Raw genomic sequence first — 23,531 nt, forward strand, 5'->3', positions numbered from 1 at the left:
CCACTCCACGTCCGAAATCCGTTTCTCTCCTCCTCGCTTCGCCCGGATTGAACAGTCTTTGCAGCCCATTTGACCGGAGTCCGTATTACTCGCGCGCCTCGCTGATGTCGATGATGCCGGTGAAGTCCTTGTACTCCAGCACGAGTTCGTACGTGCCGTTGCGGCCCTTGCCCAGGGCGTTCAGCGCCCATTTGCCCTTGGGGCACACCTGACCGGCCACCTGCGTGCCGCCCGGGTCGAGCAGGCGCACGGTGACGTTGCCCCTGCGGACGTCGCACAGGCCGCGCACGCCGACCGTCTGGTTTTCCTCGAAGGCGTTGAAGCCGTAGCGGCTCTCCCCGGTGGCGTTCAGCATGTAGGTGGGTGTCAGGGTGACATAGCCGAACCTCAGGCCGAACGTGAAGTACATCAGCGTCAGGACCAGGGCTAGGGCAGCAATGAGCAACCGCATTCCGCCGAGTCTACCCTGAAGTGCGCGGGGCGTGCGCCACACACCCGACCGGACGGGTCAAGGACGGCCGTCCTGCCACGCGCGGCCCAGGCGGGCGGCGCCACCGCGCAGCTGTTCGGGGTTCAGGTGCGCGTAGCCCAGCAGGACTGCCGGGGCGTGGGGGCCCTGCGCGAGCGGCGCGACGGGGCTGAGGGCCACGCCCTGCCGGGCCGCGCCGTTCAGGGCGTGCAGTTCGGTCCAGCCGGGTGGGAGTGGCAGGTAGAGGTGCAGGCCGCCGGGTGCCGGGTGGGGCGTCCAGCCGGGCAGGTGTTCGGCGAGGGCCTGCACGAGCACGTCGCGGCGGTGCGTGAGGGCGGCGCGGGCGCGGCGCAGGTGGCGGCTGTACGCGCCGCTGCCGAGCACGTCCGCGAGGGCCAGGGCGTCCAGGCGGCCCGGGACGCGGTCGGTGAGGGGGCGGGTGGCGGCCAGGACGCGCACGACGTCGGGCGGGGCGGCCAGGAAGCCGCTGCGGGTGACGGGCGCGAGGCTCTTGCTGAACGAGCCGAGCAGGATCACGCGGTCGGGCGCGACGCCCTGCAGGACGGCGGGTGGGCGGGCGGCGTGGTACAGGTCGGCGGCGTAGTCGTCTTCCAGGATGAACGCGCCGCTGTGGCGCGCCCAGGTGATCAGCGCCTGCCGCCGCGCGGCGGGCAGGGCGGCGCCCGTGGGGTACTGGCAGCCGGGCGTGACGTACAGCAGCGTGGCCTGTGCGGGCAGGAGGTCCGGCTGGACGCCCCGGTCGTCCACCGCGACCGGCTGCACCTGCGCGCCGGTCGCGGCCAGCGCGGCGCGCGCGCCGGGATAGGTGGGGTCCTCCACGGCGGCCACACGTCCAGTTTCGAGGAAGACGCGCGCCAGGGCGTCCAGCGCACCCTGCGTGCCGCCGGTCAGGAGGATCATGTCGGGCGTGACCTGCGCGCCGCGTTCGGCGTTCAGGTGCGCCGCCAGCGCGCGGCGGGTCTCCAGGGGGCCCAGGGGATCGTCGGGCTGTCCGGCGCGCAGGGCCTGCGCGGCGCGGCGGGCCAGGGCCTGTGTCCACGCGGCCTCCGGATACAGGTCCGGGACGGGCTGCCCGACGCGGAAGTCCACGAGGTACTCGCCACCCGCGTCCTCGATCTGTCCGGCCAGGGCGCGCTGGGCCCAGGCGCTCAGGGGCAGCGTCGTGGTCGCGGGTGGAAGCGGCGCGTGGGCGGGGACGCTGACGCGGGTGCCGCTGCGGCCCTGCGCCTGCACGTACCCCTCCAGTTCCAGCTGCGCCAGGGCGTCCACCAGGGTGTTGCGCGCCACGCCCAGGTGATCGGCGAGGCGGCGGTGCCCGGGCAGTCGGGTGCCTTCGGGCAGCAGGCCACGCGTGATCGCGCCGCGCAGCGTGCGGGTGACCTGCGCGTGGCGGGTCTCGCCGGGCTGCGCGGGCGGGAGGGTCAGGGCGTCCAGCCAGCCGGGCGCTGAGTGGTCCGGGCTCAGCGGACTTCCCGTTCCAGCCACGCGCGCTGCCCGCCCTCGGCCTCCAGGGCCTGCCCGGCGGTGTCCAGGAAGCGGTCGCGGGCCGCCTGCGCCTGCTCGGGGGTGAGGCCGTGCGCGGCGGGGTCCCGGAGCAGCTCGCGCAGCAGAGGGAATACGGGCACGGCCGCGTGCAGGGTGCCGTTCACGGTCACGTCGGCGGGCCACTTCAGCAGCCAGTCCAGCGCGTACGGGGCGGGTTCCAGCACGCACCCGCCGGGGTACGGGATGCGGCCGGGGGTGGGGAAGGTCACGGCGTCGGTCATGCCCCCAGCATGCGCCGCGAGGGGCGGCGTGAACAGGAGGCGCGGCAACGATCCCGGCGCCCGGCTCGTACGGTGAGGTATGTCTCTCGGTCCTCTGGAACTCCTGATGCTGCTGCTGGCCACCCTTGTTATCGCCCTGCTGGTGGCCCTGCCGCTGATGTGGCTGATGCGCGGTTCCCGGAAACGCGCTGAGCTTCAGCGGCAGGTGGATGACCTGCGCGACCGCCTGGAGCACCTCGAACGGCCCTGAAGGCACTGGGAGCGGCGGGCCTCTCCCCTGTCGGAGTGACCCGCCGCCCCTCGTGCCGGGTGTTTACCCGACGGCGGGTGAGGTTTCCAGCGCGCTGAGGACGGCGCGGGTGAAGGTCTGCGTGTCGGCCTTACCGCCCAGGTCGCGGGTGGGGTGTTCGCGCAGGGCCAGGGCGACGGCGCGGTCGATCTGGTTGGCGCCCTCGGGGCGTTTGAGGCCGTGACGCAGAAGCATTCCGGCGCTCATGATCGCGGCGGCGGGGTTCGCGACGCCCTTCCCGGCGATGTCGGGGGCGCTGCCGTGGATGGGTTCGAACAGGCCCGCGCCGTCGCCCAGGCTGGCGCTGGGCATCAGGCCGAGGCTTCCGGGGATCACGGCGGCCAGGTCGCTGAGGATGTCGCCGAAGAGGTTCTCTGTGACGATCACGTCGTAGCGGCTGGGGTCGGACACGATCAGCATGGCGACACTATCCACGTACTCGTGGTTCAGGTGGATCCCGCGGTACTCGCGGTCGCGCAGGGCGGTGACGTCGCGGCGCCACAGTTCGCTGACCTCCAGCACGTTGGCCTTGTCCACGCTGGTCACGCGGCCCTTGCGCTGCTCGGCAGCCCAGAAGGCCACGCGGGCCACGCGCTCGACCTCGGGGGTGGTGTAGCGCATGGTGTTGTACGCCGTGTCCCCGTCAATCTTGCGGTCCCCGTCGAAGTACACGCCGCCCAGGAGTTCGCGCACGATCAGGATGTCCACGCCGCGCGCCAGTTCCGCCTTCAGCGGCGAGAGGTACTCCAGGCCGGGCTGGACGCGCACAGGCCGCAGGTTCGCGTAGCACCCGAGTGCCTTGCGCAGCGCGAGCAGGCCGCTCTCGGGCCGCAGGTGCCGGGGCAGGAGGTTCCAGGCGCTGTCCTGCGCGCCGCCCACCGTGCCCAGCAGGACCGCATCGGCGTCTTTCAGGGCGTCGCGGGTGACCTGCGGGAACGGATCGCCGTGCGTGTCATAGGCGATCCCACCGATCAGATGTTCCTCGATGGTGACGTCGGGCGCGACCTCGCGCAGGACGGCGACGGCGGCGGCGGTAACTTCCGGGCCGATCCCGTCGCCGGGCAGGGTGACGATCTTAGGCATGCTGTTCCTCCTGTCCGGGGTGGCCGTGACCGGCCTGAGTGGAGTGGGCATTCAGGGTCTCGGCTTCCAGCGCGGCCTGATCGTTCGCCTTCATGTACTCCAGCCAGCCCCCGGCCTTCTGCACGTCCAGCGCGAACTGCGGAACGGGCACAAACGTCAGCTGCTGCCCGGTGCGGGTGTTCGTGATCGTGCCGCCCTTCAGGTCCAGGTCGGCCGGGTCGCCGTCCTGGAAGGCCTCCACGATCCCGTCGCATTCCAGCGCCAGGAAGCCGTTGTTGATGGAGTTGCGGTAGTAGATCCGCGCGAAGTTCGGGGCGATCACGGCCGCCACGCCCGCGCCGCGCAGCGCCCACACGGCGTGCTCGCGGCTGCTGCCGCACCCGAAGTCCGCGCCGGCCACGATGATGTCGCCGGGTTCCACGCGCCGCACGAAGTCCTTGTCGTAGTCCTCCATGGCGTATTTGGCTAGTTCGCTCTCCACGTCGGTGGTCAGGTGGCGGGCGGGAATGATCTCGTCGGTGTTGATGTGATCACGGGCAAACACGTGCACTTTAGGCATGGTGACCTCTGGGGGTGGGGGGCGACCCCAGGATCGGGTCGCCGGACGTGAGTGAGTTATGGAGCAGGGCCAGCGCGCACGCGCCCAGGATGGAGAGGCCGAAGCCCAGCCAGGGCCAGCCGCGCAGGTGGCCGCGCAGGGTCAGGCCCAGCAGCAGGCTCAGGACCGTGACGGCAGCCCACGCGAGCGGGGCGTAGGGAAAGGGTAGATGCGCCCAGAGGGGCATCTCGCGGAAGGTGTACAGCGCCAAGATCACGCCGAGCAGCAGCGGGCCACTGACGGAGGCGAGCGGCGCGCGCCTTCCCTGACCGGGCACCCGGCACGCCATCCAGAGCGCGAACAGCGCGGCTCCGGTGATGAGCAGGCCGGGCAGGTCCATGTCAGTTCAGTCCGCCGGGGTGGGCGACGGCGCTGAGTTCCTCGGGGAGTTCCTCGTCGTACAGGTCGCGCCACGCCTGACCGTCGAAGGTCACCTCGGATTCCATGAAGGTCTGCGCGAGGGGGTCCGGGTCAGTCAGGGCGTCCAGGGGAATATCGAGGCGCACGGCGGTCGGGACGGGCAGTTCCGCGCCGTCGGGGATCACGAGTTCCTCGGCGTAGACGTTCTCCAGCATCTGCCGGGTCCAATTGGCCCAGTCGTCGGGGGTGCCGGCGCCGGTCGTGTCGCGCAGTTCGGTGCGCAGGCGCTCGGCGTGCTCGGCGGGGATGTCGTCTTCATCCCATTCCACGCGGCCGTCAGCGTGGACGGTGACGGGTACGGTGTCCAGATCGAAGATGTCCGCGAGTTCAGCGGGCAGTCCCCCCTCGAAGGTCTGGCCGTCGGCGTACGACACCCACTCCTCACCGTCCAGGGTGTAGGCGGCGCTACCTTCCTGCGGGACGACCTCCACGTTGCCGAGCACCGCGAAGGCGCGGCTGAAGGGCGTCTGGAGGGGCGCGGGTTGCGTCAGGTCGAACACGACGCGCTTGGCGACCGGGCTGTCCTCCCCGGCGTCCGGGGCGAGTTCGAGGTGCAGGTCCTGCCACTCGGCGTCGGATTCACCGTGGTACTCGCGGGCCAGTCCCTCGATGGCTTCCAGCAGTTCGGCCGGCGGTTCGGGGTCGATGTCGGTGCGGCCCTCGCGGTACTGCTCGATGGCGTAGGAGGCGACGGTCTCGCCGGTCAGGCGCGCGGCGGGGTGGTTCAGGAGGCGGCGCACGGCGGCGTTGGGGTCGGCGTTCGCGGGGAACGCCTCCCAGCGCTGCCCGTCGAAGGAGTGCTGCACGCCGCGCAGGCGGACGTGCCCGCCATCCACGCGGATGTCGCCCTCGTGCGGCTGCCCGCCGGTCGTGAGTTCCCCCGTGACGTGCCGGTGCGGCGCGACCGGCAGGGCGGCGACGTCCTCGGCGGTGGTCAGTGTGTCGTCCACGCGGCCGTGCAGCACGAGTTGCGTGCGGAACTGGCTGTCCCAAGCGGCGCCATACGGCAGGACCAGTCGCAGCGCCTGCTCGATCTTCCCGCGCAGCGTGGCGTCGTCGGGCACCTGCGTGAAGGTCAGCGTGCCGTCGGCGTCCAGCTGCGCCTCGAACGGATGGACGGTGGGCATCAGACCCAGTTGTTTGCGGCGTTTGGCTTCACCCATAGTGCACCCAGCTTACTCGCGGGACGCGAGCAGCAGCCCTCCGAAGCCCAGCATCAGGGTGCCCGCCACGCGGTCCACGGCCCGGCGGGCGCGCAGGTAGGCGCGCTGCATGGGCGCGGTGGACATGCCCGCAGCGACCAGCGCGAACCAGCCCAGGCTGAGGCCCACGATCACCGCGAAGGCCGCGAGTTTCAGGCCGGTGCCCGCGTGCGCGCCGAGCACGCCGCTGAACACGCTGCCGAAGAACACGGCGGCCTTGGGGTTGCTGATGTTCGTCAGGAACCCGGCGCGCAGCGCGGCGAGGTCACTCAGTGGAGCCTGGATGGGCGCGGCCTGCGCGTCCGGCCGGGCGCTGCTGCGCCAGAGGTTCACGCCCATCCACAGCAGGTACGCGCCGCCCGCGACCTTCACGACGCCGTGAATCCAGGGGAACGCCTGGAACAACAGGCCGATGCCCAGCAGGGCCAGCGCCGCCCAGCACGCGATGCCCAGCACCACACCCAGCCCGGCCAGCAGGGCCGCGCGGCGGGTGCGCGCCAGCGCCGTCTGGCTGACGAGCAGCACGTCCGGGCCGGGGATCACGAGGATGACCGTGTGAATGGCCGCGACGGCCAGCAGAATGTTCAAATCCACGCTTCTCTCCTCCCCTTGTCTGTGGATCGCGGCCGATCAGTCGGCGGCGTTGATGGTGTCGTTGTAGGCGCGCGGGTCGCTGATGAAGCCCGCGACGGCGCTGGCGGCGACGGTGGCCGGGCTGGCGAGGTAGATCTGCGCACTGGGATCGCCCATGCGGCCCACGAAGTTGCGATTTGAGGAGCTGATGCACACGTCGTCCGGCCCCAGAACCCCAGAGTGCATGCCCAGGCACGCGCCGCAGCTGGGGTAGCTGACGCTGGCCCCGGCGTCCACGAAGATCTCCAGCAGGCCCTCCTGCGCGGCCTGTTTCCAGATGGCCTGCGTGGCGGGCACGACGATCATCTGCACGCCCTCGGCGACCTTGCGGCCCTTGAGGATGCGGGCCACGTCGCGCAGGTCGCTGATGCGGCCGTTCGTGCAGCTGCCCACGTACGCGTGCGTCACGGCGATGCGGTCACTGCCCGCCACGCGGCCATTGCTGGGGATGTGCGGGTACGCGACGGTCGGTTCGACCTGCGAGGCGTCCACCTCCACGATCACCTTGAAGCTGGCGTCCGCGTCGGACTGGTACTCGGTGTAGGCGTCGGGCGTGACGCCACGGGCGCTCATGTACGCGCGGGTGGTGTCGTCCAAGGCGACGATCCCGGTCTTGCCCCCGGCCTCGATGGCCATGTTCGTCAGGGTGAAGCGGCCCTCCATGTCGAGGCCATCGATGTAGTCCCCGACCCATTCCATGACCATGTAGTTCGCGCCGTCCGCTCCGATGCGCTTGATGACTTCCAGCACGATGTCCTTGGGCGTCACGCCCGGCTGGGCCTGCCCGGTCACGCGGATCAGCATGGTCTCGGGCACCTTGAACCACACCTTCCCGGCGTAGATGGCGCCCGCGAGGTCCGTGCTGCCCACGCCGGTCGCGAAGGTGCCCAGCGCGCCTGCGTTGCAGGTGTGGCTGTCGCCGCTGACGAGCGTCTGGCCGGGTTTCATCAGGCCGGTGTTCTCCAGCACGACGTGTGCGATGCCTCCGCGGCCCACGTCGAAGAAGTGCTTGATGCCCTTTTCATGCACCCAGCTCTTGAGCTTCTGGTACATCTTCGCGGCCTTGATGTTCATGGCGGGCACCGAGTGGTCGGGCACCGCGACGATCTGATCCGGGTTGAACACCTGATCCATCCCGCGTTCTTCCAGCATGCGCAGCGCGGCGGGTGTGGTGATCTCATGGCACAGCACCCAGTCGGTGCGGCACTCGATGAGCTGCCCGGGCACCACGTGGTCGTGACCGCTGTGCGCGGCGAGGATCTTCTCTGCAATCGTCATTCCCATGATGAAACCTCCCCCAGGAAAAACACGCCCCCGGTCGCTGCTCGCTTCCGGGGGCGTGTGGGTGAACGCTGGGCTGCGCTCAACGCCCCCAACGAAGAAGAAGCACCGCAGCGGGCGCGTTCCGGCGTCGTGGTGGGTTGAACATGCCCGGAGTCTACGGGAGCGGCGCGGCGCAGGACACGCAGGTGTGTAGACGGGCCGGAACAGTCAGGCAGGCTCGTGATATTTCCCACACTCCCATTCGGCATGTGCAGCAACTCCTTCAAGATTCAGTGATTAGAATCCTGAGCGGTTATGAAACGCTTTCAACTTCCGACCACCATGCTCGGCCTGACCGTCCTGCTCACGGCCTGCCCCCAACCCACCACACCGGACGCCACCGTCAGTCTGACCGTCGCCCTGACTGGCGTCACCAGCGCGCCCATCAAGATCACGAATACCACCTCCGGCGCCGCCCTGTTCAACGGCAACCTCGACACCGGTAAGGTCTTCACGAACCTCACGGCCGGCACTACCGTGAAGATCGAACCCGGCACCCTGAACGGCTTCACCACGCCCGCCGCGCAGACGGTCACGCTGGACAGCAGCAAGACAGCGTCCGTCGAGTACAAGGCCCTGCCCGGCGCCCCCGTGCAGCCGGCCCGCATCCAGGGGCCGGTCAGTGACCTGCCCACCGGCGCGGCCACCGGCGTACTGGGCAACAGCTACGAAGTCGACACGAACAGCGAGGGTGCCGTCAGCGGCAGCGGACTTGACCTGCCGCTGACCCGGGCGCCCAGCAGCCGCCTGTCCACGCTGCTGCCCACCGGCAACTCCGGCTGCCAGGCCACCGTCACGGCCAGTGTCAACCCGAACATTGCGCTGTTCACTGAAGTGAACCTGCTCAGTCCGAAGATGGATTACCTGGGCACCGTGACCGAGCAGATCGTGGCGGGCGGCACCATGACCGGCAGCCAGGTCGCGCGCCTGTACAGCGACCGCGCCGCGACCGTCAAGGGCACCCTCACCTGCCCGGCCTCGAATGGCGCGACCCTCACCGTCAATCTCGACGTCACCCTGACCGCCGGCTGGAACGCCGTGGAGTACGCGTCCGGGCAGAACCAGCTGACCCTCAGGACGCTGGGTGGCGGCGCCCGCAGCACCCTGAAAGCCACGCGCGCTCCGGGCATGGTCAGCGTCGCCCTGCAGAAGCCAGTCGAGTTCACCTCTGACGCGGACGTGGCCGTCGCGGCGCGGATCTACCAGGACGGCGGTTACACCGGCGAGATCAGCCTGAGCACGGACGTGCCGGGCCTGACCATTGAGCCCAGGACGGTCACGCTGACCGCTGCCACGCTCACCAGTCAGGAGGCGCAGGCGACCGCCGCCTACCTGCGCCGCCTGGGTGTGACCCCGCAGCGCCTAGACACCACGCTGACCTTCCGGTACAGCGGCGCGGGCAACCTGGAATCCACGCCCTTCCAGATCGTGGCGCGTGACGCCGCCGGCAAGCAGGTCGGCGCCGGGAACAGCACCGTAACGGTCAAACGGCCCGGGCTGGCCCTGTCCCTCTTCCCGTCCGAAGTTCAGATGTTCCCTGGCGACACCCGCGACGTGAATGTGACGGCCAACGGTATCGGCGGGTTCACGGGTAACGTCACATACACCCTGACCGGCCTGCCGGCTGGCCTGAGCGCCCAGCCGGTCACGGCCAACCTGAACGGTTTTTCGTTCGTGACCCTCAAGGTCGTGGGGGACGGCACCGTCAAACCCGGCACGTACCCGATCACCGTGACCGGCGTGAGTGCTGACAAGACCGCCAGCGCCACAGGGCAACTGATCGTCAGGGCCCCCACCGTCACCCTGTCGTTCAGCGGTTACGGGTTCTCAGTCTCGCAGGGAGCGACCGCCAGCGTGCCCGTGACGGTCTCCACGACCAACGGGTTCAGCGGCACCACCACCGTCACCCTGACCGACCTGCCGGCCGGCGTGAGCGCCACGCCCAAGACCGTGACGGTCACGCCGGGCGCGTCCACGCAGGTCATGGTGCCCGTGCAGGCCACGGCCGACGCAGCGCTGGGCAACGCGACCGTCAAGGCCAGCAGCCCGAACCTTGATCAGTACGCCTCCCCCACCGCCACGCTGAGTGTCCGCCCGGCCCGCGCCACCCTGCCGGTGCCGGGAACGGTGCTGGGCGCCGCGCAGGCCACGGCCGGCGCGTGGGTGGCCACGGACGGGGCGTTCGACACGACCACGAACCAGTACCAGACCAAGGTGACCCGTGTGAGTGCCACTGGACAGGCCCTGACGAGCGCCGTGGTGCCCGGCAGTTCAGCCACCCGACTGATCCAGATGGACGGCGGCGTGCTGGCACTCAGCACGGACGGCGCGGTGAAAGCCACGCTGATCACCGAAGCGGGCGCCGTCACGCCCCTCTCGGCCCCCGCGCTGGGCAGCGTGGTTGCCCTGAGCGGCAGCGCGGACAGCAAAGGCCGGGTGTGGTTCGTGCGCAGCACGTACAGCGCGGGCGCCGTCACATACGCCCTGCACACCTGGACGACCGCGACCGGCGAGATCGCGCCCGTCAACGTGAACCTGGGTTCGGTCGGGTCGTTCTACGGGAACCAGAACTTCTTCTTCAGCCCGGATCGGCAGAAGCTTGTCCTGATCGTGCCCGGGTACCCCGGCAGCATTTTCCGCATCGACACCGCGACACTCACGGCCACCAAGGTCGACACGACCGTGCCCGCCAGCAGCGCCGCCATCACCGACAGCGGCACCCTGTGGCTGTCCGCCTACGGCACCCTGAGCCGCGTGAACAGTGACGGCACCGTCACGCAGTTTGACGGGATCAGCACGGGCGAACTCCTCGGCTTCGACCGGAAGACGACCGGCACGCTGTGGGGCAAGGACACGTCCGGCGTGTACCGCGTTGATGTCTCGGCGGCCAAACCCACCAGCACCTTCGTCTCGCTAGGTGACGTGAAAGGCGCGGCCCTGAACGCCGACGGTGGCCTGCTGGCCATCTGGAACCCGCAGTACAGCGATCCGGCTGCCATCTCCCTGCTGAAGTAAGACGCAACCGACCGGGCGCAGGGTGAACGGGATTCGCACACCGTTCACCCTGCGCCCGGTCAGTTCCTCATCACTTTGGCGTATGAATGCGGTCAGAGGGGCTGCGTATGCTGGGGGCATGAATGTCACCCGTCATTTCAGCGATACGCGGACGGACGAGGGCCGTGTGAGGATTCTCGTGCAGTCTGGTCAGCTCGTGCTGGAGGCAGAAGGGCCGGGCTGGCAGCACCGCAGCGTCCACGTGGACCTAGGGGACGTCACGCTGGAACTGGCGTGGCTGCCGGGTCTTGGATCAAGCCTGTACGGCGAGGTCATGGACGACGTCGCCCGGCAGGTGCAGTTCGACGGTTCCGCGCCGGAGCGCGGCGGTACCGACCTGCCCGGCGCAGCATGATCCTCTGATGTCCATCCTTGCAGGGAGCGGCCCCGCCTGTGCCCGGCGGGGCCGCTCCCTGCGGGCTACTCGACGAACCAGATCACAAACCGCGCCTCGTTCCCCTGACCTTCCAGGGCGTAGGCGAAGGCCGCCCAGGCGAGCACGCGGGCGTGATGCGCGTCGGGCAGGTGCGCGGTCAGCGTGGCGAGGTCGGCGGCGCTCAGCGTGGTGCGGCCGGTGATCTCGCCGTCCTCGAACAGCGCCTCGGCACTGACCTGCACGCTCAGGTTATCCGGGTGTCCCACCTCGTCGAGGTGCGCTGCCTGGAGGGCGTGGTGCAGATCTGCCGCAGGGTCGAGCAGGAAGCGGGCCTCTCCGATCCAGTCGGTCTGAGGGCTCTCGCCTGTAGGGTGGGGGCGGGTTTCGCAGAAGATAAACGCCAGGGCAGGCACGGCGCGCCACCTCGGGACGCACCCGCCAGCAGATCACGCGGGCATGAGGGTGGGGCCAGTGGGTCTTGCCTCTCTTCTCATCTTCGTGGGTGCCTGTCCTGAAGTGAAGGCAGGGCAGCAGCGGGCCGACCTCTGTCCTGAGCAGCGATCAAGGCGGGGCTCGTCTGGGGAGGGTAGCGGCCCGGCCTCTCATACAGGGGCCGGGCCGACACGGGTGGGGCAGGATCAGCTGGCGGCGCCGACGGCGCGGTCGCCCTCGGGGTTCTCGGGGGCGCGGTTCAGGATGGCCTGCGCGTCGGGCCAGTCGATGATCTGGAAACGGCTGTTGCGGATGGCGGGCGTGAACCCGGCGTCCACGGCGATACGGATCAGTTCGCGCACGGTCGCCTGGTGGCGGTCGTGTCCGGCGGCGGCGGAGACGACGTTCTCCTCCAGCATGGTGGAGCCGAGATCGTTGGCGCCGTAGTACAGCGCGGCCTGCCCGACCTTGAAACCCTGCGCGGGCCAGGACGCCTGGATGTTGGGGATGTTGTCCAGCGCGATGCGGGCGATGGCGAGCTGCTGGAGGTACTCGTGCGCGGTCGCGCCGGGCGCCTTGCCGTGCAGGCGGGTGTGTTCGGTCTGCAGGGTCCACATGGCGAAGCCGGAGAAGCCGTTGCCGTCGTACTCGCGGTTGGCCTTGTCCTGCTGCTCGCGGATCTTCAGGAGGTGGCTGGCGCGCTGCGCGTAGGTCTCGCCGAAGCCTATGACCATGGTGGCGATGGTGTACAGGCCCTTGCGCTGCGCGGCGTCGATGATCCGGAACCAGTCCTCGCTGCGGATGCGGGCGGGGGCAGCCTTGGCGCGCACGTCGTCTTCCAGAATCTCGCCGCCCGCGCCGGGCAGGCCGTCGAGGCCCGCCTCGATCAGCGTGTCGAGCAGCTCGTCGAGGCTCAGGCCGAAGGTCTTCTCCATGAACAGCACTTCTTCCGGGGAAAAGGCGTCGATGCGGATGGTGGGGTGATTCGCCTTGACGTGCCGCAGCAGGCCCGTGTAGTAGTCCAGGCCCAGCTCGGGGTTCACGCCGCCCTGCAGCAGGATGCGGGTGCCGCCCACCGCTTCGAGTTCGCGGATCTTGTGGCTGATCTGCTCGTAGTCCAGGGTGTAGCTGTCTTTCTGGCGGCGGGTGCGGTAGAAGGCGCAGAAGTTGCAGCCGACATTGCAGATGTTGGTGTAGTTGATGTTCCGGTCGATCAGGAACGTGACGGTGTCCGGGTCGCGGCGCGTAAGGCGCAGGTGGTGGGCGACGGCAGCGACGTCCGGGAGGGGCTGGTGGTACAGCGCCTCGATCTCGGCGTGGGTCAGGCGGTCGCCGCGTGCAGCGCGGGGCAGCAGGTCGCCCGCGGCGGGGGTGGGGGCGGGTGCGGTCATGTCCGGAGCGTAGCACCGCGCCCGGCGGGCATTGGTCTCCCCTTTCACCGAACCGGGCCGGTCAGGAAACGCGCCGGGCCTGGGGTGATCCCGTGGCCCGGCGCGACGAGTCCCCTCCGCTCAGGGTTGCCCGACGGGGGCGCGCAGGCGGCCCGGTCCGGCGAACGCCACGGCGAGGCTGGCGGCAAGCAGCACGAGCGGAAATTCCAGGCCGTTCGGGTTGAAGAACCCGGCCTTCAGATGCACCAGCAGGATGGCGACGAGCATGTTCACGGCGAGCAGCACCCCGGCGGCGCGGCTGTACACACCCAGGATCAGCAGCAGGCCGCCCAGCAGTTCCACGGTGGCGACCAGGGGGGCGCTGATGCCGGGGACGGGCACGCCCATCTGCGTGAAGGCCTGCGTGGTGCCGGGCAGGGTGTACGTGAAGAATTTCTGCGCGCCATGCATGACGAACACCAAGCCGGTGGTGAGGCGCAGTAGCAGCAGGGCGAGGTCGGGGTTCAGGGCGGTCGCGGTGCGGGTGGTCATGGGATGTCCTCCGGTGGGGTGACCGCAGTGTCCAGCTTCGTTGAGGGGCCAACACCACGCCCCTCCACTCCGCTTCCCACTGCGGTCTGTTGACGGTTTCTCGCTCCACTCGTTTCAGGGAATCTGAGGCTTCCGCTCGGGTTCCCTGGTCACCGCTGTGAGCAGCGTGATCAGGTCGCGCAGTTGCGTGTCGGTCAGGTGCGCGAACTGCCGGGCGTGCAACTCGGTGAGGGGCGGGTCGAGGCGGTTCAGCAGGTTGCGTCCGGCGTCGGTGAGGCGGGTGGCGACGATGCGCCGGTCGGGGCGGTCGCGGTCACGGGTGACCAGTCCGGCTTTCTGGAGCCGGTCGAGAAGGCGGGTGACGTCGGGGTCGTGTTCGAGGAGGCGGTCGCTGATCTCGCTGCAGGTCAGGCCGCCCTCGCCGGCGCCGCGCAGGATGCGCAGGACGTTGAACTGCGGGCCGCTCAGGCCGTGGTCTCGCAGCAGGTCGGCGCCCTGGCGCTGCTGGTGCAGCGCGAGGCGTTGCAGCGCGAGGTAGGCGCGGTGGTGCAGGCTCCCGGGCGCGCCGGGGACAGGGGTGTCGGTCATGGGTTCAGGGTAGCGGGCCGGTCGAGTGAGGTCACCGCTGGCCCCCAAATTAATCGTTGCAACGATATTCTGTCAAACGAGTGATCGCCAGCCCCACCGCTGCTTCATGCCGCCTGAAGCTGCGCGTTGCCCTGGACGCCACGCGGCGGCGCGGACGTATAGTGCTTCACGTTGAGGCGGGCAAGCCGGAAGCGCTTCCACGCCGGGAGGACAACCATGAAACTAGGCATGATCGGACTGGGCAAGATGGGCGGCAACATGGTTCTTCGCCTCACCCAGGGTGGAATCGAGGTCACCGGCTACGACCGCAGCGAGGAATCCGTCGCGCAGATCGAACGTCAGGGCGCCCGGGGTGCCCGCAGCATGGACGACCTGATCGCCGCGCTCGGTGAACCCGGCAGCCGCGCCGTGTGGGTCATGGTGCCCGCCGGGAAGATCACCCAGAGCGTCATCGACGACCTCGCGCAGCGCCTCGCGCCGGGCGACATCGTCATCGACGGCGGCAACAGCAACTACAAAGACAGCATCCGCCGCGCCGAGGACCTCGCCAAGGCAGGCATCCACTTCGTGGACGTCGGCACGTCCGGCGGCGTGTGGGGCCTCAAGGAAGGCTACGCCATGATGATCGGCGGCGCCGAGGAAGCCGTCGAGCGCCTGCGTCCTGCCTTCGAGGCGCTCGCACCTGCCGCCGACCGCGGCTGGGGCCGCATGGGCCCGGCGGGCAGCGGCCACTACGTGAAGATGGTCCACAACGGCATTGAGTACGGCATGATGCAGGCCTACGCCGAGGGCTTCGAGCTGATGAAGGCGCACCAGGACTTCAACCTCGACATGGCGCAGATCGCCGAACTGTGGCGGCACGGCAGCGTCGTGCGCTCCTGGCTGCTCGACCTGACCGCCGAGGCGCTGCAGAACAAGGCCGAGTTCGAGAAGCTCTCGGATTACGTGGCGGACAGTGGTGAGGGCCGCTGGACGATCATCGACTCCATCGAACTGGGCGTGCCCACGCCCGTGATCACCCTGGCGACGCAGATGCGCTTCCGCAGCCAGCAGGAGGTCAGCTACGCCGGGCAGATGCTCTCGGCGATGCGCCGCGCGTTCGGCGGGCACGCCGTGAAGACCATCGAGACACCCCGCCAGGAGGGCCTGGTGCCCGAGGTGGCGCCCGGCGATCACCCCAAGGTGGCCGCGCCGGAGAACATCGGTCACACCGCCAGCGCGGGCGAGGGGAGCGCCGCCGAACAGCTGGGTGAGACCGGCCAGCAGCGCGTGAAGGGTGACGCATGACCCGCAGTACCAAGAAGGACAGCGCCCAAAAAGCCACGGCGAAGACCCCGGCCGCCAAGAAACCCGCGGCGAGGAAGCCTGCGGCCAAGAAGGCGACCGGCGAGACCTCCGCGAAGTCCACCCGCGCCAGGGGCGTGAAGGCCAGCGAGGTGCAGGAGAACGTGGACCGCAAGGTCGCCGCGCAGGCGGTCGGGGTGGCCGACGCCGCCCCGAAGGCGAAGAAGGCCGCCCCGAAGAAGAGCGCCCCCAAAGGCAGCGCGGGTGCCCCCGGCGAGGACGGCACCAACCCCTTCCGCGCGCTGATGCGCCGCAACCGCGCGCCGGAACCCGCCACGCTGGTCATCTTCGGCGCGACCGGTGACCTGTCCCGGCGCAAGCTGCTGCCCGCCGTGTTCGGCCTGTGGCAGGACGGCCTGCTGGGCAGTGCGTTCAATATCGTCGGGGTGGGCCGTCAGGAGATGACGGACGAGCAGTTCAAGGACTACGCCGTCCAGGCGCTCAAGGACAGCAAGGAAACCGACGCGATCCAGCCGGGCAGCCTGGAGAAGTTCCGGGAACTGCTGTACTACGAGTTCGGGGATTTTGCCGGGGACGAGGTGTACGCCAAGCTGGGCCGCGAGCTCGACCGCGCCGAGGAGGCGCACGGGGGCCGTAAGAACGCCCTGTTCTACCTCTCCACGCCGCCCAGCCTGTTCGAACCGATCAGCAACGGCCTGGGCCGCCTGGGCCTGTCGGACGAGTCCGAGGGCTGGCGAAGGCTGGTGATCGAGAAGCCCTTCGGGCGTGACCTCGCCTCGGCCCGCGCGCTGAACGACGCGATCCACCACGTGTGGAACGAGTCGCAGGTGTACCGCATCGACCACTACCTGGGCAAGGAGACGGTGCAGAACCTCATGGCGATCCGCTTCGGGAACGCCATCTTCGAGCCGCTGTGGAACCGCGGGTACGTGGATCACGTGCAGATCACGGCCGCCGAGGACCTGGGCCTGGAGGGCCGCGCCGGGTACTACGAGGAGGCCGGCGTGGTACGCGACATGCTCCAGAACCACCTGATGCAGCTGTTCGCCCTGACCGCCATGGAACCCCCGGCGGCCTTCGACGCGGACGCCATCCGCGACGAGAAGGTCAAGGTGCTGCGGGCCGTGAAGGAGATCCCCAGCGGGCGCGTTGAGGAGGTCGCGGTGCGCGGCCAGTACGGCGCGGGCACCCTGTACGGCGAGAAGGTGCCCGGCTACCGCGACGAGCCCGGCGTGCGTGAGGGCAGCGTGACGCCCACGTACGTGGCGCTGAAGCTGGAGGTGGACAACTGGCGCTGGCAGGGCGTGCCGTTCTTCCTGCGCACCGGCAAGAGACTGCCGAAGAAGGTCACGGAGATCGCCGTGGTGTTCAAGCGACCCCCGCTGGGCATCTTCCCCGGCGGGCTGGAACGCAACGTGCTCGCCTTCCGCATCCAGCCGGACGAGGGCGTCAGCCTGAAATTCAGCAGTAAAACGCCGGGGCAGGAGATGGTGCTGCGCGAGGTGGTCATGGACTTCCGCTACGACGCGTTCGGCGCGCAGCTCGAAAGCCCGTACTCGCGCCTGCTGCTCGACGCGATGGTGGGCGACGCGACCCTCTTCCCGCGCGAGGACGAGGTGGACCTGGCGTGGCAGATTGTCAGCGGCATCCTGAGCGTGTGGGACACCGACCCGGCCCGCAAACCGAAGAAGGGCGAGGGCCCGGACTTCCCGAACTACACGTCCGGCACCTGGGGCCCCGACGCGGCCGACGATCTGATGGGCGACGACCGCCGCTGGCGGCGCCTGTGACCCGGGAGGTGAGGGCGTGACCTACGCAACCGACCTGAAACCGCTGGGGCCGGTGGACACCACCGTCCGCAAGGCCCAGGCGACCCTGGATGAACTGTGGGCGCAGACGGACGTGGAGACCCGCGCCTACACCGGCAACATGATCGCGCTGACCGTGAGAAAACACCTAGGCCGCGTGCAGGAGGCCCTGGCAGGCCTGGAAGGCCGGTACGCGGGACGGCAGATCATCGGCGTGATGGACGGCACCGACGACCTGACCGTGCACGCCGCGCTGGTCCCGCAGGCGGGCGGGCTGTACGTGGAGCGCCTGACGCTGGAAGCCAGCCCCGAACAGCTTCAGGGCGCGATCCTGCCGCTGATCCGCCCGGCCACCGTGAACCACGTCTGGTGGGGCGCGGACAGCCGCCCCGAGGGTACGCTGCTGGCCGAACTGACCGAGATCGCCGATCAGGTGATCGTGGACAGCCTGACGCTGGACGTCCCGCCCTCCCGGCACTACGCGCTGGCCGACCTGGGCTGGAGCCGCTCGGCGGGGTGGCGTGAGGCGCTGGCGCAGCTGTTCGACTCGCCGGACGCGGCGCGGCAGCTGGGGCGCGTGACGCACCTGACCGTCCGGCACGCCGGGCGCAAGGACCTGCCCGCGCGACTATTCGCGGGGTTCATCGCCAGTACGCTGGGCTGGACGGACCTGAGCACCGTGGACTTCCGTCTGGGCCGCTGCGGGCGCGAGAACGGCGACCTGTGCGGCGTGGAGCTGCGCGGCGACGGCGTGCATTTCAGCCTGAAGGCCGAACAGGGCGACATGGCCCTGGCCGCCTGCCAGTGGGACGACGTGCAGCGCGTCACGGAGGTCACGGTGCCCAGCATGACCCTCGCGCAGGGCCTGGCGCGCGTCATGGCCCGCCCTGAACGCGGCGAGGTCTTCGAGCGCGCCTGGGCGTTGGCGAAAGAAACGCTGTAACCGCCGGGACGAGGGGCCGCGCCGCTGTCAGGGTGCGGCCCCTCCCCTTTTCCATCTGGACGGCGCGGCATACTGCGCGGCGATGAGCATCTCGCCCCATGACCGGCTGCACGACCTCGCCCTGAGCCTGGGGGCGGACGCGGTCGGGTGGGCTCCGGCGCAGGTGCCGCGCGCGGCGGTGGACGAGTATGCGCGGTGGCTGGAGGCGGGGCGGCACGCGGGCATGAGTTACCTGGAGCGGCAGCTGCCCGTGCGGGCCGATCCCACCCAGCGCCTCTCAGGCGTGCAGAGCGTGCTCGTGCTGGGCGTGTCGCACGCGTTCGCGCTGCCGCCCGTGCCGGAGGGGGGCGTGCGGGTGGGCCGCGTGGCGCGCTACGCGTGGACGCCGGACTACCATGACCAGCTCCAGCCGGTCCTGTCGCAGCTGGAGGCGGAGGCCGCGCGGCTGGGCGTGCGCGCACGCGGGTACGTGGATCACGGGCCGGTCATGGAGCGGCTGTTCGCGTCCGGGGCGTTCCTGGGCTGGCGTGGCAAGTCCGGGATGCTCGTCAGCACGCAGCTGGGCGCGTTCGTGACCCTGGCGGTGCTGCTGACCGACCTGCCGCACCCGGGCGATCAGGCGGCCCACCCGGACCGCTGCGGGCGCTGCCTGAGGTGCGTGACCGCCTGCCCCACGGCCGCGATCGGGCCGGACCGCGCGATCGACGCGCGGCGCTGCGTGTCGTACCTGACCATCGAGCACCGCGGGCCGGTCCCGCCCGAGCTGCGCGCCGGGATGGGTGAGTGGCTGTTCGGCTGCGACGTGTGCAGCGAGGTCTGTCCCTGGACGCTGAAGGCCGGACCACTGGCGCAGCTGCTGAAGCCGGACCCGGAGCTGGCCCACCCGGACCTGACCCGCTTTTTCGGCGTCAGCGAGCGGGAGTTCGAGCGGCAGTGGGCGGGCACGGCGTTCCTGCGCCCCCGGCGCAAGGGCATGGCCCGCAACGCCCTGACGGTCCTGGGCAACATGCGCGCGCCGCAGGGCTGGCCGCTGCTGCTCATGGGCGCGCAGGATCCGGCCTGGGAGGTGCGCGAGGCCGCCGCCTGGGCGCTGGGGCAGTGGGGTGAGACCGGGAAGGTGCGCCCACTGCTGGACGACCCGCACGAGGCGGTGCGGGCGACTGCCGAACATGCCCTGGGCACCACCTCCACACGTCCCTGACCTTCGGGCGGTCTTCATCAACCCGCTTGCAGGCAGACGCCCCCGCGCGTCCCGGGCGCGGGCCGCTACCATGTGGGCGTGCGTCCCGGTGCCCTTCTGCTTCCCTGCCTGCTGCTGACCCTGTCAGCACTTCCCTCTGCCGCCCAGTCGGTCAGCACGCCTGTCCTGACCCCCACCGTGACCGCACGTTACCCCCATGAGCGCACGTCGTTCACGCAGGGGTTGCAGTACCTGGGGAGCGGCACGCTGCTGGAAAGCACCGGCGTCGTCGGGCAGTCCGGGGTACGGCGCGTGGACCTGAAGACCGGGAAGGTGCTCTCGAAGGTCGCCACGCCCATCGCGGGCGCGTTCGGTGAGGGCGTCGCGGCCCTGAACGGCGTGGCGTACCACCTCACCTGGGAAGACGGCGTGGCGGTCACCTTCGACGCCGCGACTCTCAAGGAGACCGGCCGCTACCGCTACAGCGGCGAGGGCTGGGGCCTGACCACCGACGGCAAGGCGCTGATCATGAGCAACGGCTCGCCGACGCTGGTGTGGCGCGACCCGAAAACCTTCCGGGTCAAGCGGAGCGTGCAGGTCACGGACGCCGGGCAGCCCGTGAAGAACCTGAACGAACTGGAGTACGTGCAGGGCAGCGTGTACGCGAACGTGTGGCTGACCGACCGCGTCGCGCGGATCGATCCGCAGACCGGGAAGGTCACCGCCTGGATCGACGTCTCGGCCCTGACCCGCGAGGTCAGTGCGGCCGCCGCGAAGGCCGGGCATACCCTGACCTTCGACGACGTGCCCAACGGTATCGCGTTCGTTCCCGAGCGCGGCACGCTGCTGTTGACCGGCAAACGCTGGCCGACCCTGTTCGAGGTGAAACTGCCCGGCGTGAAACCCGAGGAGCCCACCACGACCGGCCGCGCCCGCACCGGCCGCTGAGATTCGACATGGAAGGGGGGGCGAGCCATGTGGCCGTCCCCCCTTCCATGCCCCGTGTTCAGGGCAGTCGGGCCTGTACCACCTGCCAGATCACGTCCGACAGGTCGTCGGCCGGGCGGGTGGCGTCCAGCACCAGGAAGCGGGCGGGCGTCTGCTCCGCAAGGTGCAGGAACCCGGTGCGTACCCGGCGGTGGAAGTCCAGGTCGGCCTGCTCCAGACGGTCGGGCTGCCCGCGCCGCGCAGCCCGCTCCAGGCCGAGCACCGGGTCGAGGTCGAGCAGCACCGTCAGGTCCGGCGTGAGGCCGTCCGTGGCGGCCAGCGTGATCTCCCGCAGGAGGTTCACGGGCAGGCCGCGCCCCGCCCCCTGGTACGCGAGGCTGGAATCGGCATAGCGGTCGCACACGACCACCTCGCCCCGGTTCAGTGCCGGGCGGATCTCGTTCGCCACGAGCTGCGCGCGGCTGGCGGAGTACAGCAGGAATTCCGGCAGCGGGTCGATGGTCAGCGTCGGGTCGAGCAGCACCTCGCGCACCCGCGTGCCCAGGGGCGTCCCGCCGGGCTCGCGGGTCAGCCGGTGCGGCGTGCCGTGGGTGTCCAGGCGCGCGGCCAACTGGGCGAGCTGAGTGCTCTTCCCGGCGCCCTCGGGTCCCTCGAAGCTGACGAACAGACCCGGGTGCAGCGGCGTCACAGGCCGATTCACAGGCCGGTGGGGTGGTGCAGGAACTGCCACGCCAGCCCGAACTCGTCTTCCAGGCGGGCGGCCAGGGCGCGCACGCCGAACACCTCGGTCTCGTAGTGCCCGGCGTAGATCACGTTCACGCCGTACTCGAACGCGTCGTGGAAGTGCTTGTGCTCGGGCTCGCCGGTCAGCAGGGTATCCAGGCCCATCGCGGCGGCCTCGGCGATGCTGCCCGCGCCGCTGCCGCTCAGGACCCCCAGGCGCCGCACGGTCGGGGAGCGCCCGCCGCCGTGCACAAGGCAGATCTCGCCGGTCAGTTTCTGCACGCGGTCCGCGAAGTCCTGCAGGGACTGCTCGAAGGGCAGCTCCCCGGCAATGCCGATCTTCCCATCGGCCCACTCACCGAACGGCTCGGTGTTCTGGAGGGTCAGCGCCTGGGCGATCATCGCGTTGTTCCCTACGACCGGGTGCGCGTCCAGCGGGATGTGCGACACGTACAGGTTCAGGTCCGCCATGAGCGCCGTGCGGACCCGCTCGCGGTGCGGGCCACTCAGGGCCAGCGGGTCACCCCAGAACAGCCCGTGGTGCGTGATCAGCAGGTCCGCGCCGCTGTCCGCCGCGTGCTGGATGGTCTTCAGGCTGCTGTCCACCGCGACCGCCACGCGCCGCACCGTGCCGGTGCCCTCGATCTGCAGGCCATTCAGGCTGGGGTCCTTGAAGGCCCCCACGTTCAGGTACTCGTTCAGCCAGCGGACCAGGGTGTCACGCGGCACCTCGCCGCGCGTGGGAGTCAGGGAGACATACGACATGGCAGGTATTCTAGGCCCGCTGCCGCAGGCGCGCAGGGTGCGGTCACACACGCAGGAACGCCCCAGGACAGGCAAAAACCCCGACCCGGTGGGGGTCGGAGTTCTCTTGGTGGCGATGCCCGGACTTGAACCGGGGACCTAACGATTATGAGTCGTTCGCTCTAACCAGCTGAGCTACATCGCCTTGAAAAAGCCCCGCGTGCGTGCGGGGCACCTTCTGGTGGAGCTGAGGGGATTCGAACCCCTGACCTTCTGAATGCCATTCAGACGCGCTCCCAACTGCGCCACAGCCCCTCGCTTGCCTTGCTGCCCCGTTTGAGGCTCAGCTATGCTAGCAGCGACCTCCCGGGCTGTCAATACGCCGTGCGGGGCGTGGTCAGCGCGGCTGGAGCTGCTGCGCGGCCAGCTGTACGTACCCCTCGATCAGGTGGATGATCACGGGGTTGTGGGTGTGCACGCCGTGCGCCTCGCCGACGCCGCCCTCGTCGATGAAGTGGGCGACCAGGGCGGCCTCGCCGTCGCGGGCGAGCAGGAACGCGCGCTGGCCGGGCGCGGCGATGGCCGGCAGGTTCGTCAGGGGCGTGCGGTACAGGTCCACGCCGCGCGGACTGAGGCGTTCCAGGCGGTCGGCGAAGCTGGCTTCACCAGCCATGAACAGGCTGCGGCGGGCGTTCAGGGTGAGGTCCTCGCACAGGCTGCGGATGGCGGCCTCGCCGTACAGGTGGTACACCGCTTCCGGTGCGGGGTCCGGGGCGAGGCGGGACAGGTCGCGGTCCAGCGCGCCGAGGCGGTCGTCGAAGGCGCGCCGGGCGCGGGCGAGGTACTCGCGGGCGCTGAGCGGCGCGTACTCCAGGGGGTTCTGTCCGACCTTGGCGGCCAGGCCGCGGCCCTCGAGCCGTTCGAGGGTCTCGTAGATCTTGGGCCGGGGAATGCCGGCCTGCCGGGCCACGCGGGCCGGGACGGCGCGGCCCAGGGCCAGCAGGGCGGTGTAGGCACGGGCCTCGTACTCGGTCAGCCCGAGCGCTTGCAGGTGGATCACGGCGCTCATTACGCCTCAGCATACGGGATGCGCTGGCTGCGGCGCCCACGCGCGGCCCGCCGGGTCAGGCGCCGCGCAGCCGTTCCATCAGGCGCAGGTACGCCTGCGCGGTGACCTGCACGTCCCCGAACGAGCGGTGGCGGCCGCCGGGCGCGAAGTTCAGGCCCAGCCGCTCGGCCAGGACCGTCAGGTTGTGCGCGCGTTCCTTCGGGAAGGCGCGTCGGGAGAGCTGCACGGTGCAGAGTTCCGCCTGCGGGTTCCAGTTCAGGCCGGCACGGGCGGCGTTGGCGCGCATGAACCCGGCGTCGAAGCCGATGTTGTGCGCCACGACCGGCCAACCGTTCACGAACTCCAGGAATTCGGGCAGGACCTCGGTGATGGTCGGGGAGGCGCGGACCATGTCGTTGCTGATGCCGTGGACCTGTTCGGCCCGCCAGGGGATCAGCATGGTGCCGCCGTCGGCGGTGGTGGGGCGCACCAGCGTCTCGTAGCGTTGCGTCTCGTCCACCTGTCCGTCCACGATGCGCACCGCGCCGATCTCGACGATGCCGTCCCGTTCCGGCGAGAGGCCCGTGGTTTCCAGGTCGAACACGACAACATTCACGCCCCGCAGGGTAGCGCGTGCGGGGCGCGGGCGGGGGCGG

General features: G+C 70.1%; 25 protein-coding genes and 2 tRNA genes. 8 read left to right on the forward strand and 19 right to left on the reverse strand.

Annotated features, from left to right (window positions below; all coding sequences use genetic code 11):
* Positions 1 to 85: 85 nt before the first annotated feature.
* Genes SY84_RS03175 through SY84_RS03185 form a run of 3 tightly spaced genes read right to left on the reverse strand, consistent with a single transcriptional unit; the run spans position 86 to position 2,256 of the window.
* Positions 86 to 451, reverse strand: coding sequence for a hypothetical protein (locus tag SY84_RS03175; protein WP_046842797.1), 366 nt, complete (start codon positions 449 to 451; stop codon positions 86 to 88).
* Positions 452 to 508: 57 nt separating this feature from the next.
* On the reverse strand, positions 509 to 1,975 hold the full coding sequence (locus tag SY84_RS03180) for a PLP-dependent aminotransferase family protein (protein ID WP_081424490.1): 1,467 nt from the start codon (positions 1,973 to 1,975) through the stop codon (positions 509 to 511).
* Complete coding sequence (locus tag SY84_RS03185) at positions 1,951 to 2,256, reverse strand: hypothetical protein (RefSeq protein WP_046842798.1); 306 nt, start codon at positions 2,254 to 2,256, stop codon at positions 1,951 to 1,953. Before SY84_RS03185 ends, SY84_RS03180 begins: the two co-directional genes overlap by 25 nt.
* A 79-nt stretch (positions 2,257 to 2,335) precedes the next feature.
* Here SY84_RS03185 and SY84_RS16420 point away from each other — a divergent pair, with 79 nt between their 5' ends.
* Complete coding sequence (locus SY84_RS16420; RefSeq protein WP_157882876.1) at positions 2,336 to 2,506, forward strand: hypothetical protein; 171 nt, start codon at positions 2,336 to 2,338, stop codon at positions 2,504 to 2,506.
* A 63-nt stretch (positions 2,507 to 2,569) separates the two neighbouring features.
* Here the strand turns inward: SY84_RS16420 and leuB are convergent, their stop codons facing one another.
* The 6 genes from leuB to SY84_RS03215 are packed head-to-tail and all read right to left on the reverse strand — an operon-like array spanning position 2,570 to position 7,765.
* Positions 2,570 to 3,628: a 3-isopropylmalate dehydrogenase gene (gene leuB / locus SY84_RS03190; RefSeq protein ID WP_046842799.1), complete on the reverse strand. Its 1,059-nt coding sequence runs from the start codon at positions 3,626 to 3,628 to the stop codon at positions 2,570 to 2,572.
* On the reverse strand, positions 3,621 to 4,187 hold the full coding sequence (locus tag SY84_RS03195) for a 3-isopropylmalate dehydratase small subunit (protein ID WP_046842800.1): 567 nt from the start codon (positions 4,185 to 4,187) through the stop codon (positions 3,621 to 3,623). The genes leuB and SY84_RS03195 overlap by 8 nt, the downstream gene beginning before the upstream one ends.
* Positions 4,180 to 4,566 carry a hypothetical protein gene (locus SY84_RS03200; RefSeq protein WP_046842801.1) on the reverse strand — a complete coding sequence of 129 codons (387 nt, stop codon included), beginning with the start codon at positions 4,564 to 4,566 and terminating at the stop codon, positions 4,180 to 4,182. Before SY84_RS03200 ends, SY84_RS03195 begins: the two co-directional genes overlap by 8 nt.
* Before the next feature lies 1 nt (position 4,567).
* The gene (locus SY84_RS03205) at positions 4,568 to 5,809 is read right to left on the reverse strand and encodes a hypothetical protein (RefSeq protein ID WP_046842802.1); all 1,242 of its coding nucleotides are present in this window, start codon (positions 5,807 to 5,809) and stop codon (positions 4,568 to 4,570) included.
* Positions 5,810 to 5,821: 12 nt separating this feature from the next.
* On the reverse strand, positions 5,822 to 6,442 hold the full coding sequence (locus SY84_RS03210) for a LysE family transporter (protein WP_245621393.1): 621 nt from the start codon (positions 6,440 to 6,442) through the stop codon (positions 5,822 to 5,824).
* A gap of 36 nt (positions 6,443 to 6,478) precedes the next feature.
* Positions 6,479 to 7,765: a homoaconitate hydratase family protein gene (locus tag SY84_RS03215; protein WP_046842803.1), complete on the reverse strand. Its 1,287-nt coding sequence runs from the start codon at positions 7,763 to 7,765 to the stop codon at positions 6,479 to 6,481.
* A 294-nt stretch (positions 7,766 to 8,059) separates the two neighbouring features.
* On the opposite strand from SY84_RS03215, the gene SY84_RS03220 reads away from it, so the two are divergent.
* Together SY84_RS03220 and SY84_RS03225 are read left to right on the forward strand one after the other, a co-directional pair.
* Positions 8,060 to 10,819 (forward strand): hypothetical protein, encoded by a 2,760-nt coding sequence (locus SY84_RS03220; protein ID WP_046842804.1) that lies wholly within the window; start codon positions 8,060 to 8,062, stop codon positions 10,817 to 10,819.
* Positions 10,820 to 10,937: 118 nt separating this feature from the next.
* Positions 10,938 to 11,213, forward strand: coding sequence for a hypothetical protein (locus SY84_RS03225; RefSeq protein WP_046842805.1), 276 nt, complete (start codon positions 10,938 to 10,940; stop codon positions 11,211 to 11,213).
* A gap of 65 nt (positions 11,214 to 11,278) precedes the next feature.
* On the opposite strand, the gene SY84_RS03230 is transcribed toward SY84_RS03225, so the two are convergent.
* From SY84_RS03230 to SY84_RS03245, 4 genes are all read right to left on the reverse strand, one after another.
* Positions 11,279 to 11,647, reverse strand: a complete 369-nt coding sequence (locus tag SY84_RS03230) for a hypothetical protein (protein ID WP_046842806.1) — start codon at positions 11,645 to 11,647, stop codon at positions 11,279 to 11,281.
* A 225-nt stretch (positions 11,648 to 11,872) separates the two neighbouring features.
* Complete coding sequence (mqnC, locus tag SY84_RS03235) at positions 11,873 to 13,057, reverse strand: cyclic dehypoxanthinyl futalosine synthase (protein ID WP_046842807.1); 1,185 nt, start codon at positions 13,055 to 13,057, stop codon at positions 11,873 to 11,875.
* A 120-nt stretch (positions 13,058 to 13,177) separates the two neighbouring features.
* Positions 13,178 to 13,588 (reverse strand): DoxX family protein, encoded by a 411-nt coding sequence (locus tag SY84_RS03240; protein WP_046842808.1) that lies wholly within the window; start codon positions 13,586 to 13,588, stop codon positions 13,178 to 13,180.
* 114 nt (positions 13,589 to 13,702) lie between these two features.
* Positions 13,703 to 14,176 carry a MarR family winged helix-turn-helix transcriptional regulator gene (locus SY84_RS03245; RefSeq protein ID WP_052751026.1) on the reverse strand — a complete coding sequence of 158 codons (474 nt, stop codon included), beginning with the start codon at positions 14,174 to 14,176 and terminating at the stop codon, positions 13,703 to 13,705.
* Between the two features lie 216 nt (positions 14,177 to 14,392).
* Between SY84_RS03245 and gnd the strand changes: the two genes are divergently transcribed.
* The 5 genes from gnd to SY84_RS03270 all read left to right on the forward strand — a co-directional run bounded on the left by gnd (position 14,393) and on the right by SY84_RS03270 (position 20,360).
* A complete protein-coding gene (gene gnd / locus SY84_RS03250) occupies positions 14,393 to 15,463 on the forward strand; it encodes a phosphogluconate dehydrogenase (NAD(+)-dependent, decarboxylating) (protein ID WP_046842809.1) in 1,071 nt (356 codons plus the stop codon).
* On the forward strand, positions 15,460 to 17,271 hold the full coding sequence (gene zwf / locus SY84_RS03255; RefSeq protein WP_081424491.1) for a glucose-6-phosphate dehydrogenase: 1,812 nt from the start codon (positions 15,460 to 15,462) through the stop codon (positions 17,269 to 17,271). Before gnd ends, zwf begins: the two co-directional genes overlap by 4 nt.
* A 16-nt stretch (positions 17,272 to 17,287) precedes the next feature.
* Complete coding sequence (locus SY84_RS03260; protein ID WP_046842810.1) at positions 17,288 to 18,232, forward strand: glucose-6-phosphate dehydrogenase assembly protein OpcA; 945 nt, start codon at positions 17,288 to 17,290, stop codon at positions 18,230 to 18,232.
* A gap of 82 nt (positions 18,233 to 18,314) precedes the next feature.
* Positions 18,315 to 19,433: a tRNA epoxyqueuosine(34) reductase QueG gene (queG, locus tag SY84_RS03265; protein WP_046842811.1), complete on the forward strand. Its 1,119-nt coding sequence runs from the start codon at positions 18,315 to 18,317 to the stop codon at positions 19,431 to 19,433.
* A 78-nt stretch (positions 19,434 to 19,511) separates the two neighbouring features.
* On the forward strand, positions 19,512 to 20,360 hold the full coding sequence (locus SY84_RS03270) for a glutaminyl-peptide cyclotransferase (RefSeq protein ID WP_081424492.1): 849 nt from the start codon (positions 19,512 to 19,514) through the stop codon (positions 20,358 to 20,360).
* A 58-nt stretch (positions 20,361 to 20,418) separates the two neighbouring features.
* Here the strand turns inward: SY84_RS03270 and tmk are convergent, their stop codons facing one another.
* The 6 genes from tmk to SY84_RS03300 all read right to left on the reverse strand — a co-directional run bounded on the left by tmk (position 20,419) and on the right by SY84_RS03300 (position 23,491).
* On the reverse strand, positions 20,419 to 21,039 hold the full coding sequence (gene tmk / locus SY84_RS03275) for a dTMP kinase (RefSeq protein ID WP_046844897.1): 621 nt from the start codon (positions 21,037 to 21,039) through the stop codon (positions 20,419 to 20,421).
* Between the two features lie 17 nt (positions 21,040 to 21,056).
* Positions 21,057 to 21,848 (reverse strand): Nif3-like dinuclear metal center hexameric protein, encoded by a 792-nt coding sequence (locus SY84_RS03280; RefSeq protein WP_046842812.1) that lies wholly within the window; start codon positions 21,846 to 21,848, stop codon positions 21,057 to 21,059.
* Between the two features lie 107 nt (positions 21,849 to 21,955).
* A tRNA-Met gene (locus tag SY84_RS03285) sits at positions 21,956 to 22,032 on the reverse strand.
* A gap of 34 nt (positions 22,033 to 22,066) precedes the next feature.
* A tRNA-Ala gene (locus SY84_RS03290) sits at positions 22,067 to 22,142 on the reverse strand.
* A gap of 82 nt (positions 22,143 to 22,224) precedes the next feature.
* Positions 22,225 to 22,896, reverse strand: coding sequence for a TrmB family transcriptional regulator (locus SY84_RS03295; RefSeq protein WP_046842813.1), 672 nt, complete (start codon positions 22,894 to 22,896; stop codon positions 22,225 to 22,227).
* Between the two features lie 55 nt (positions 22,897 to 22,951).
* Positions 22,952 to 23,491, reverse strand: a complete 540-nt coding sequence (locus SY84_RS03300; protein WP_046842814.1) for a PolC-type DNA polymerase III — start codon at positions 23,489 to 23,491, stop codon at positions 22,952 to 22,954.
* Positions 23,492 to 23,531 lie beyond the last annotated feature (40 nt).

This window comes from Deinococcus soli (ex Cha et al. 2016) (assembly GCF_001007995.1).
GTDB classification, from domain to species: Bacteria; Deinococcota; Deinococci; order Deinococcales; family Deinococcaceae; genus Deinococcus; species Deinococcus soli.

What these genes read in the sequence shown, in the direction of transcription:
- SY84_RS03175 (WP_046842797.1), bottom strand. Translation starts at nt 451, where the DNA reads ATGCGGTTGCTCATTGCTGCCCTAGCCCTGGTCCTGACGCTGATGTAC.
- SY84_RS03185 (WP_046842798.1), bottom strand. Translation starts at nt 2,256, where the DNA reads ATGACCGACGCCGTGACCTTCCCCACCCCCGGCCGCATCCCGTACCCC.
- SY84_RS16420 (WP_157882876.1), top strand. Translation starts at nt 2,336, where the DNA reads ATGTCTCTCGGTCCTCTGGAACTCCTGATGCTGCTGCTGGCCACCCTT.
- leuB (WP_046842799.1), bottom strand. Translation starts at nt 3,628, where the DNA reads ATGCCTAAGATCGTCACCCTGCCCGGCGACGGGATCGGCCCGGAAGTT.
- SY84_RS03195 (WP_046842800.1), bottom strand. Translation starts at nt 4,187, where the DNA reads ATGCCTAAAGTGCACGTGTTTGCCCGTGATCACATCAACACCGACGAG.
- SY84_RS03200 (WP_046842801.1), bottom strand. Translation starts at nt 4,566, where the DNA reads ATGGACCTGCCCGGCCTGCTCATCACCGGAGCCGCGCTGTTCGCGCTC.
- SY84_RS03205 (WP_046842802.1), bottom strand. Translation starts at nt 5,809, where the DNA reads ATGGGTGAAGCCAAACGCCGCAAACAACTGGGTCTGATGCCCACCGTC.
- SY84_RS03215 (WP_046842803.1), bottom strand. Translation starts at nt 7,765, where the DNA reads ATGGGAATGACGATTGCAGAGAAGATCCTCGCCGCGCACAGCGGTCAC.
- SY84_RS03220 (WP_046842804.1), top strand. Translation starts at nt 8,060, where the DNA reads ATGAAACGCTTTCAACTTCCGACCACCATGCTCGGCCTGACCGTCCTG.
- SY84_RS03225 (WP_046842805.1), top strand. Translation starts at nt 10,938, where the DNA reads ATGAATGTCACCCGTCATTTCAGCGATACGCGGACGGACGAGGGCCGT.
- mqnC (WP_046842807.1), bottom strand. Translation starts at nt 13,057, where the DNA reads ATGACCGCACCCGCCCCCACCCCCGCCGCGGGCGACCTGCTGCCCCGC.
- SY84_RS03240 (WP_046842808.1), bottom strand. Translation starts at nt 13,588, where the DNA reads ATGACCACCCGCACCGCGACCGCCCTGAACCCCGACCTCGCCCTGCTG.
- SY84_RS03245 (WP_052751026.1), bottom strand. Translation starts at nt 14,176, where the DNA reads ATGACCGACACCCCTGTCCCCGGCGCGCCCGGGAGCCTGCACCACCGC.
- gnd (WP_046842809.1), top strand. Translation starts at nt 14,393, where the DNA reads ATGAAACTAGGCATGATCGGACTGGGCAAGATGGGCGGCAACATGGTT.
- zwf (WP_081424491.1), top strand. Translation starts at nt 15,460, where the DNA reads ATGACCCGCAGTACCAAGAAGGACAGCGCCCAAAAAGCCACGGCGAAG.
- queG (WP_046842811.1), top strand. Translation starts at nt 18,315, where the DNA reads ATGAGCATCTCGCCCCATGACCGGCTGCACGACCTCGCCCTGAGCCTG.
- SY84_RS03280 (WP_046842812.1), bottom strand. Translation starts at nt 21,848, where the DNA reads ATGTCGTATGTCTCCCTGACTCCCACGCGCGGCGAGGTGCCGCGTGAC.
- SY84_RS03295 (WP_046842813.1), bottom strand. Translation starts at nt 22,896, where the DNA reads ATGAGCGCCGTGATCCACCTGCAAGCGCTCGGGCTGACCGAGTACGAG.